Annotated in this window: 9 protein-coding genes; all 9 read left to right on the forward strand. The window is 62.1% G+C overall.

Features of this window, described 5'->3' with window-relative positions:
• Positions 1-10 precede the first annotated feature (10 nt).
• The 9 genes from hisD (at position 11) to AC2FML_RS17820 (ending at position 8,858) form a co-directional block, all read left to right on the forward strand.
• The gene (hisD, locus tag AC2FML_RS17780) at positions 11-1,339 is read left to right on the forward strand and encodes a histidinol dehydrogenase (protein ID WP_496783992.1); all 1,329 of its coding nucleotides are present in this window, start codon (positions 11-13) and stop codon (positions 1,337-1,339) included.
• Positions 1,336-2,388: an ester cyclase gene (locus tag AC2FML_RS17785; protein ID WP_496783993.1), complete on the forward strand. Its 1,053-nt coding sequence runs from the start codon at positions 1,336-1,338 to the stop codon at positions 2,386-2,388. The genes hisD and AC2FML_RS17785 overlap by 4 nt, the downstream gene beginning before the upstream one ends.
• Positions 2,388-3,152, forward strand: coding sequence for an SDR family NAD(P)-dependent oxidoreductase (locus AC2FML_RS17790; RefSeq protein WP_496783994.1), 765 nt, complete (start codon positions 2,388-2,390; stop codon positions 3,150-3,152). Before AC2FML_RS17785 ends, AC2FML_RS17790 begins: the two co-directional genes overlap by 1 nt.
• Positions 3,152-4,195 (forward strand): LacI family DNA-binding transcriptional regulator, encoded by a 1,044-nt coding sequence (locus AC2FML_RS17795; protein WP_170408007.1) that lies wholly within the window; start codon positions 3,152-3,154, stop codon positions 4,193-4,195. Before AC2FML_RS17790 ends, AC2FML_RS17795 begins: the two co-directional genes overlap by 1 nt.
• On the forward strand, positions 4,192-5,181 hold the full coding sequence (locus AC2FML_RS17800) for a nuclear transport factor 2 family protein (RefSeq protein ID WP_496783995.1): 990 nt from the start codon (positions 4,192-4,194) through the stop codon (positions 5,179-5,181). Before AC2FML_RS17795 ends, AC2FML_RS17800 begins: the two co-directional genes overlap by 4 nt.
• A 179-nt stretch (positions 5,182-5,360) precedes the next feature.
• Positions 5,361-6,329, forward strand: coding sequence for a cupin domain-containing protein (locus AC2FML_RS17805; RefSeq protein ID WP_170439777.1), 969 nt, complete (start codon positions 5,361-5,363; stop codon positions 6,327-6,329).
• 17 nt (positions 6,330-6,346) lie between these two features.
• Entirely contained in the window at positions 6,347-7,474 is a 1,128-nt protein-coding gene (locus AC2FML_RS17810) for a cobalamin-independent methionine synthase II family protein (protein ID WP_480697545.1), read from the forward strand.
• Complete coding sequence (locus AC2FML_RS17815) at positions 7,471-8,166, forward strand: alpha/beta fold hydrolase (protein WP_480638343.1); 696 nt, start codon at positions 7,471-7,473, stop codon at positions 8,164-8,166. Before AC2FML_RS17810 ends, AC2FML_RS17815 begins: the two co-directional genes overlap by 4 nt.
• Complete coding sequence (locus AC2FML_RS17820) at positions 8,163-8,858, forward strand: RraA family protein (RefSeq protein ID WP_496783996.1); 696 nt, start codon at positions 8,163-8,165, stop codon at positions 8,856-8,858. The genes AC2FML_RS17815 and AC2FML_RS17820 overlap by 4 nt, the downstream gene beginning before the upstream one ends.
• Positions 8,859-9,051: the final 193 nt, after the last annotated feature.

Raw genomic sequence — 9,051 nt, forward strand, 5'->3', positions numbered from 1 at the left:
GATCAAGACAATGGCAATCGAGTATCTCAAACGCGGCAAGTCCGACGCAGACCGGGCCGAGGATGACGCCAAGACCCGCGCCGTGGTCGAGGCGACCCTGAAGGATATCGAAACCCGTGGCGACGCCGCGGTGCGCGAGCTGAGCGAGAAGTTTGACAACTATTCGCCCGCCTCGTTCCGCCTGTCGCAACAGGAGATCGACGCCCTGATCGCTCAGCTGTCAGACCGCGAACTGGCCGACATCAAGTTCGCGCAGGAGCAGGTGATGAACTTTGCCCGCGCGCAACGTGCCTCGATGACCGATATCGAGGTCGAGACCCTGCCGGGCGTGATCCTGGGCCACAAGAACATCCCCGTGCAGTCGGTGGGCTGCTATGTGCCCGGCGGCAAGTTCCCGATGGTGGCCTCGGCCCATATGTCCGTGGCCACGGCCAGCGTTGCGGGTGTGCCGCGCATCATCGCCTGCACCCCTCCGTTCCAGGGCAAGCCGAATCCGGCGGTGATCGCCGCCATGCATCTGGGCGGCGCGCATGAGATCTATGTCATGGGTGGCATCCAAGCCATCGGCGCCATGGCTCTGGGGACCGAAACGATCAACCCGGTGCACATGCTGGTCGGCCCCGGCAATGCCTTCGTGGCCGAGGCCAAGCGCCAGCTGTTCGGCCGCGTCGGCATCGACCTGTTCGCCGGCCCGACCGAGACCATGGTGATCGCCGACGAAACCGTCGACGCCGAGATCTGCGCCACCGACCTGCTGGGGCAGGCCGAACACGGCTACAACTCGCCCGCGGTTCTGGTCACCAATTCGCGCAAGCTGGCCGAAGAGACCCTGTCCGAGATCGACCGCCTTCTGGGCATCCTGCCGACGGCCGACACCGCGCGGGTCAGCTGGCAGGATTATGGCGAGGTGATCCTGTGCGACAGCTATGACGAGATGCTGCAGGTCGCCGACGAGATCGCCTCGGAGCATGTTCAGGTCATGACCGACCGCGATGACTGGTTCCTGGAGAACATGACGTGCTATGGCGCGCTGTTCCTGGGGCCGCGCACCAACGTATCGAACGGTGACAAGGTGATCGGCACCAACCACACGCTGCCCACCAAGAAGGCCGGGCGTTACACCGGCGGTTTGTGGGTGGGCAAATTCCTGAAGACCCACAGCTATCAGAAGATTCTGACCGACGAGGCGGCAACTCTGATCGGCGAGTACGGCTCGCGCCTGTGTCTGCTGGAAGGGTTCGTGGGCCATGCTGAACAATGCAACGTGCGGGTGCGCCGCTATGGCGGCATCAACGTGCCTTATGGCGCACCGGCCCCATACCGGGATGCGGCCGAATGAGTGACAGGCATACGCAGCACAAGGCGCTGATCGCGCCGCTTCGGGCGGCGATGTATGATTTCGGCGAACCCGGCGTGCGGGAAGCACTGGCGCAGGTGACCGCGCCCGACGCCCTGTTCCGCCTGTGCCACCCCTTCGGTGACAGCACCGGCAGCGAGGCGTTTTACGATCGGGCCTACAAAGGCCTGCTGGATGCCTGGCCGGACCTCGAGCGGCGCGACTATATCGTGATGGCCGGGCCGGACGAGTTCGACGCCGACTGGGTCGGCTGCGGCGGCTACTACACCGGCACCTTCACCGGTCCGTGGCTGGACATCCCGCCCACCGGCCATCAGGTCACCATGCGGTTTCACGAGTTCTACCGGTTCGAAAACGGCCGGATCGTCGAGATGCAGGCCCTGTGGGACATCCCCGAGGTGATGATGCAGGCCCGTGCCTGGCCGATGGCGCCCAGCCTGGGCCGCGAATGGCATGTGCCGGGCCCGGCCACGCAGGACGGTCTGGTGCCGGGGCCCTACGACGCCGACAAGGGCCGCGCCACCTGCCAGCACATCGTCGACATGCTGGAACATCTGAAAAAGCACCCCTCGCAGGGCGGCCCCGAAGTGATGGAGATGGAGCGGTTCTGGCATCCGCGCATGAACTGGTACGGGCCTTCGGGCATCGGCACCGGGCGCGGCTATGCCGGGTTCCGCAACTGGCACCAGATCCCGTTCCTGAACGGAATGCCGGATCGCGGGCAATATGTCGATGACATCACCTATCATTTCTTCGGCGATGGCGAATACGCGGCAGTGACCGGCTGGCCCAACATGATCCAGACCGTCACCCATGACGGGTGGATGGGCATCGCGCCTTCGGGCAAGCGGATCACCATGCGCAGCCTCGATTTCTGGCGGCTGGAGAACGGACGGATCCGCGAAAACTGGGTTCTGGTCGATCTTTTGGACGCCTATGCGCAGCTTGGCGTTGACGTCTTTGCCCGCCTGCGGGAATTCAACAAGGCCCGGAACCTGGGCCGCATTGAAATCCCGGATGGAATGAGCTGATGACCCAACTGCCCCGCACCCCTTCGTTCTCGCTGAGCGGCAAGACCGCGTTGGTCACCGGCGCGTCTTCGGGTATCGGATTGGGCTGTGCTGTCGCCCTGGCCGAGGCCGGGGCGCATGTGGTCTGCGCCGCGCGCGGGGCCGAGCGGCTGACCGAAGCGGTGTCCGCCCTGCAGGCGCAGGGCTGGTCGGCCGAGGGGCGGGTTCTGGATCAGGGCAACCTGACCGCGTTGCAGGCGCTGTTCGACGCGCAAGCCTTTGACGTGGTGGTGAACTCGGCCGGGACCGCGCGGCACGGGCCGGCGGTCGAAACCACGCCCGAGGATTTCGACGCGGTCACCAGTGTCAACCTGCGCTCGGCCTACTTCCTTTCGGCCTACGCGGCCAAGGCGCTGATGGCGGCCGGGCGGCCCGGGTCGATCATCCATATCTCCAGCCAGATGGGCCATGTCGGCGGCATCGACCGGGCGCTTTATTGCGCGACCAAGCACGGGCTGGAAGGCATGGTCAAGGCGATGGCGATCGAATGGGGCAAGCAGGGCGTCCGCATCAACACGGTCTGCCCGACCTTCATCCGAACCCCGCTGACGCAATCGACCTTCGACAACCCCGAACGCGCGGCCTGGATCATGGACAAGATCAAGCTGAACCGCGTGGGCGAGGTCGAGGACATCATGGGCGCGGTTCTCTACCTTGCGTCCGACGCCTCGGGGCTGGTCACCGGCACGTCGATGCTGATCGACGGCGGATGGACGGCGGACTGATGGCGGACAAGGTCACATCGCTTCAGGTCGCGCAACTGGCCGGCGTCAGCCAGTCGGCGGTCAGTCGGGTGTTCACGCCCGGCGCCTCGGTCAGCAAGAAGACCGAGGAAAAGGTACGCAAGGCGGCGGCCGAACTGGGCTATCGTCCCAACGTGCTGGCGCGGGCGATGGTGTCGGGCAAAAGCCGGATCATCGGCCTGGTGGTCGGCTATCTGGACAACTACTTCTATCCCGAAGCGTTGGAGAAACTGTCCAACCGCCTGCAGGAGCATGGCTATCACGTGCTGATCTTCATGGCTTCGCGCTCGGCCGGAAACATCGACGACGTGATGGAGGAAATCCTCGACTATCAGGTGGACGGGGTCATTCTGGCCTCGGTGCCGATGTCGTCGGACATCGCCACGCGCTGCCAGCAGGCGGGCGTTCCGGTGGTGCTGTTCAACCGCAGTCAGGATATCGAGGGCATTACCACAGTAACCTCGGACAACTATGCCGGCGGCCGCAAGGTAGCCGAGTTTTTGCTGGCGGGCGGGCACCAGCGCATCGGCTACATCGCAGGCTGGCAGGGCGCCTCGACCCAGCGCGACCGCGAGGCTGGTTTCCTTGCCGCACTGCGCGATGCCGGAAGCGATCTTTTTGCACATGGGATCGGCGAGTTTCACACCGAAAATGCCCGTGCGGCGGCCCGAACCATGTTCGACGTGGCACCGGAGCGCCGACCTGACGCGGTTTTCGTCGCCAACGATCACATGGCTTTGGCGGTCATGGATGTTCTACGCTTTGAGCTGGGCCTGCGCATCCCCGAAGATGTCTCGGTCGTGGGGTATGACGATGTGCCCCCTGCCGGATGGCCCGCATACAATCTGACGACGATTCGGCAGCGGGCGAACCTGATGGTCGCGGAAACGGTTGCCGCGCTGCTGGATCACATCGAAGAGCCCAAGACTTCTGAACCCCGCAAGGTGGCAATTGACGGACCGCTGATCGTACGAACCTCGGCCCGGTTGCCCAAGGGATGGAACCCGAAAAGGACGAACACATGAAGGGATTTGACCCCAAATTCCGGGATTTTCCCGACTATATCATCGGCATCACCAAGGAAATCTGGGAAGATCGCGGGATCGCCACGCTGCATGAATATTACAGCGACGACATCGTTGTCCGTTCACCGGGTTCGGTCGTGCTGGGCAATCAAAACGTCATTGGCGCGACGATGGCGACCCTCGCCGAGTTTCCCGACCGGCAGCTTCTGGGCGAAGACGTGATCTGGTCAGGCACGCCCGAAGAGGGGATGCTGAGTTCCCACCGCATTATCTCGACCGCCACGCACCTTGCCGAAGGTGTCTATGGCAAACCAACCGGAACCAAGCTGCGGTACCGGATTCTGGCCGATTGCCATGCGGTCGACAATCAGATCAACGATGAATGGCTGATCCGCGATCAGGGGGCTATCGTGCGCCAGATGGGCTGGGACCCCAAGGAATACGCAGCCGATCTGATCGCTCGCGAGGGCGGGCCGAAAAACTGCGTGAAACCTCTGACGCCCGAGATCGACCAGCCCGGCCCTTACAAGGGTCGAGGCAACGACAATGAATGGGGCCAGCGCTATGCCGATATTCTGACCCGGATCATGAACGCCGACATGGGAGCGATCGGGGCTGAATACGACCGCGCGGTGCAGTCGGAATATGTCGGCGGGGTCACCGGACACGGTTGGGACCCGGTCGACCGGTTCTGGATGGGATTGCGGGCCAGCTTCCCCAACGCCGAGTTCCGCATCGAGCACCAGATCGGCCGCGACGATCCCAACATGCCACCCCGTGCCGCACTGCGCTGGAGCCTGTGGGGCAAGCATGACGGCTGGGGGGTGTTTGGAGCCCCCACCGGAGCGCAGGTCTATGTTCTGGGCATCAGCCATGCCGAATTCGGTGAACTGATCAGTGGCCAGCCCAAGCTGCGCCGCGAATACACCCTGTTTGATGAAACCTCGGTCTGGAAGCAGATCCTTCTGCAGGGCACAGAGGTCTGAATGCTCGCTCCGGTCGAATATCGTGTTCTGGCCTGTGGCCTGCGCGAGACCGGTGCAAGCCGGCGCTTTCACCTATTCCGGCAAAGCCTTCGAGCGCGCCGCCTGAATTTGCGGCCTCCGGGAACGTGATCGAGCATCTGCCGACCATTCCCTCAAACGCATAATCCGGAACCAGTACCATGACACAATCAACCATCGCATCACGCATCGTCCGTTATGGAGAGCTCAAGCCGTGCAAGACGGCATTCATTGATGCCCACACGCCGGGCAGCGATCAGAAAGAGAACTTTACCATCATCGGCGGCGGTGTTTCGGAGTCGCCGGATCAGCACGTTCATATTACCGACAAGATCGGCTTCAATATCGGGGCCGCCGGCCAGCCGCCCAAATGCCGCAACTCGCTGCACAGCCATACGACGGCCGAGGTCTTTTTTGTCGCCAAGGGCCGCTGGCGGTTTTTCTGGGGTCGCTATGGCACGGCGGGCGAGTTCATTGCCGAGGAAGGTGACATCTTCAACATTCCTACCGGCATTTTCCGCGGGTTCGAGAACGTGGGCGACGACTACGGGATGATCATGTCCATTCTGGGCGGTGACGATGCCGGCGGCGGCGTAACCTGGGCACCTCAGGTCATTGAAGACGCCCGGGCGCATGGGTTGATGCTGGGTGACAACGGCGTGCTCTACGATAGCAAGAAGGGCCAGGACCTCCCGCACAACGTCCGGCCTATGCCCTTGCTGACCGAGGAGCAGCTGAAATCCTATCCCGAAGTGCCGGTCGAGGCCGTGATCGGCAAATACGTGGCCCGCTACTGGGACCTGATGGCGCTGGCGGCCGACAAACCCGCCAAGGTGATCGGTGAAAACGGTCTGATCAAGGACAAGCCCGGCTTTGAGGTCGACTTCCTGACCCGTGGCTCTGGTGTTCAAGACCCCACCAAATCGGCCAAGCCCGTCGTGCTGATGCCGGCAAGCGGCCATTGGCGGGTCACCGTCGAGGATGTCGAAACCACGATTTCGGGCGGGGATACTGTGCTGGTGCTGCCCGGCGAAGCCTATACCATCACTCCATCCATGACCGGAACGGCCGGGTTGTACCGCATCACCGCGACCGACGATCCTGCTGGCGCAACCTGGACCGGCAACTGATCAAGAAAGGACCCCGCATGACAAAGATACTTACCACCCATGTGGGGTCTCTGCCCCGATCCCAGGAAGTTGTCGACTTCATCTTTACGCGCGAGCGGCACGAGCCCTATGACGCCGATGCGTTCGACAGTTGCATGACCAAGGCCGTGTCTGAAACGGTTCGGCGTCAGGTCGAGGCCGGTGTGGACATCGTCAGCGACGGAGAGACCTCAAAAATCTCGTACGCGACATACGTAAAGGACCGCTACACAGGTTTCTCGGGGGACAGTCCACGGAATGCCCCCGCGGACCTGAAGATGTTTCCCAGTTTTTTGCAACGTCTTGCCAACGAAGGGGGCACACCCCAATACGCCCGGCCGCAATGCACGGGCGACGTTCGCTCGAAAGGCCAAGACGAACTGAACAAGGATATCCGCAACCTCAAGCAGGCAATGGCTGAGCACGGAGTCGATCGTGGCTTCATGAACGCCGCCTCGCCCGGGGTGATTTCTCTGTTTCTGCAGAACGCCCACTACCCCAGCCGTGAAGCCTATTTGGCCGCGCTCGCGGATGCGATGAAGCAGGAATATGAAACGATCGTCGCAGCGGGACTGGATCTTCAGTTGGACTGCCCCGATCTGGCCCTTTCCCGGCACATGCTGTTCGCTGACCTTTCCGATGCCGAATTCATCGCGATCGCCGAGATGCATGTCGAAGCCCTGAACCACGCGCTGCAGAATGTCCCGCAGGATCGGGTCCGGGTGCATATCTGCTGGGGGAACTACGAAGGCCCGCATTGCTGCGACATTGCGATGGATCAGGTGTTCACGACCCTGATGGCAACCAAATCCCGCTATGTTCTGTTCGAAACGTCGAACCCGCGCCACGCCCATGAGTGGACCGTCTTCCGGGATCGCAAGAGCGAAATCCCGGACGACAAGATCCTTGTGCCCGGCGTCGTAGACACGACAACGAATTTCATCGAACACCCCGAGCTGGTGCGGCAACGCATCGAGCGGTTCACCAACATCGTCGGGCCGGATCGGGTCATCGCCGGGAGTGACTGCGGGTTTGGTACATTTGCCGGCTTCGGTGCGGTCGACCCGGACATCGCCTATGCCAAGCTGGCCTCCCTGGCCGAAGGTGCCAGATTGGCATCGGCATGACGCCCCTGGTTCTTCTTCCCGGAATGATGTGCGATGCCCGACTGTTCGGGCCGCAAATCGAGGCCCTGTCCGGACGGGTGCCGTTGATGACCCATCCGCTGAGCGCCCAGGACAGCGTCGAGGCAATGGCCGCCGATGTACTGAGCCACGCGCCGCCGATGTTTGCCCTTGCGGGACTTTCCATGGGCGGGATCGTTGCCATGGAGGTCCTGCGCCAGGCGCCAGAACGTGTTGAACGGCTGGCACTCCTGGACACGAACCCTCTGGCCGAAGCAAACGAGGTCAAAGCCCGGCGCGGTCCGCAGATGGAGGCCGTGCGCCAAGGTGGATTGCGGCAGGTCATGCGTGACGAGTTGAAGCCGAACTATCTGGCCGATGGCCCTCGGCAGGGCGCAATTCTTGACCTTTGCATGGCCATGGCAGCCGATCTGGGCCCCGAGGTCTTTCTTCGCCAGTCCATCGCACTCATGGGCCGCCCGGATCAAACGGACACCTTGTCCGCTTATCAAGGTCCAAGCCTCGTTCTATGCGGCGAGGATGACAGACTATGTCCGTTGGAGCGGCACGAACTGATGCACAAGCTTCTCGGAAACAGCACGCTGGAGGTCGTAATCGGTGCGGGGCACCTACCCACCCTCGAGCGACCCCAGGAAACCACAGCGGCGTTGCGCCGTTGGTTGGAGGTTCCATGACACCGTCCCTACTTGCCTTGCTACGCAAGGTCGACACACCCACAGTCTGCAACGCCATCGAGATGGCACAAGGCAAGCGCGGGTTTGACCAATTCACGCGTGGTACGATGTTCTGCTCGGCCCCGTCCGAGGGCGCAATCGTCGGATTTGCCCGTACAGCCAAGATCGCTGCGGTGCAGCCGCCCTCCGAAGCGCCAGAAGTCATCAGGCAGCGGCGAATGGACTATTACAGATACATGGCCGAGGCCCCGGCTCCCTCTGTTGCAGTGGTTGAGGATGTCGATTTCCCCTCTTGCATCGGCGCCTATTGGGGCGAAATCAATACGTCTGTGCACAAAGGGTTCGGAATGGCCGGCGCACTCACCAACGGGGTCATGCGGGACCTTGGTGACATGCAGCAAGGATTCCCGGTCATCGCCGGCTCTATCGGGCCCAGCCATGGTTTCGTTCACGTCCGAGAAATCGACACGTCTGTTTCGATCTTCGGCCTGACGGTCAATCCATCTGATCTCATCCATGCGGACCGGCATGGTGCTGTTGTCGTACCTGCTGATCTGATTGATCGGATCGAACACGCCATTCTGAAACTCTTTGAAACCGAACGAATAATTCTGAATGCGGCTTCTGAACCCGGCTTCAACTTCGAGAAATTTGAAGTCGCTTGGGCCGCATTTGAAAAAGCGCGCGTGTAAGGGTGTACGCAGTCTGACTGATCCCTGACGTGGCTCGGCAGTTCGTTTGTCGGTCGTAGCCTACGTCTTGGGAGATCCGATCGCGCATTTTGCGTGTTTCTTTCCTTTTGTATGCCTTTTGTATGTCGGCGATTGTTGGGTTGGCGCGAAACGGGCGGTGGAGAACGAGCAAAGCCGCCCTTGGGCGGCTCGT

The organism is Ruegeria sp. BHSC029, assembly GCF_059613085.1.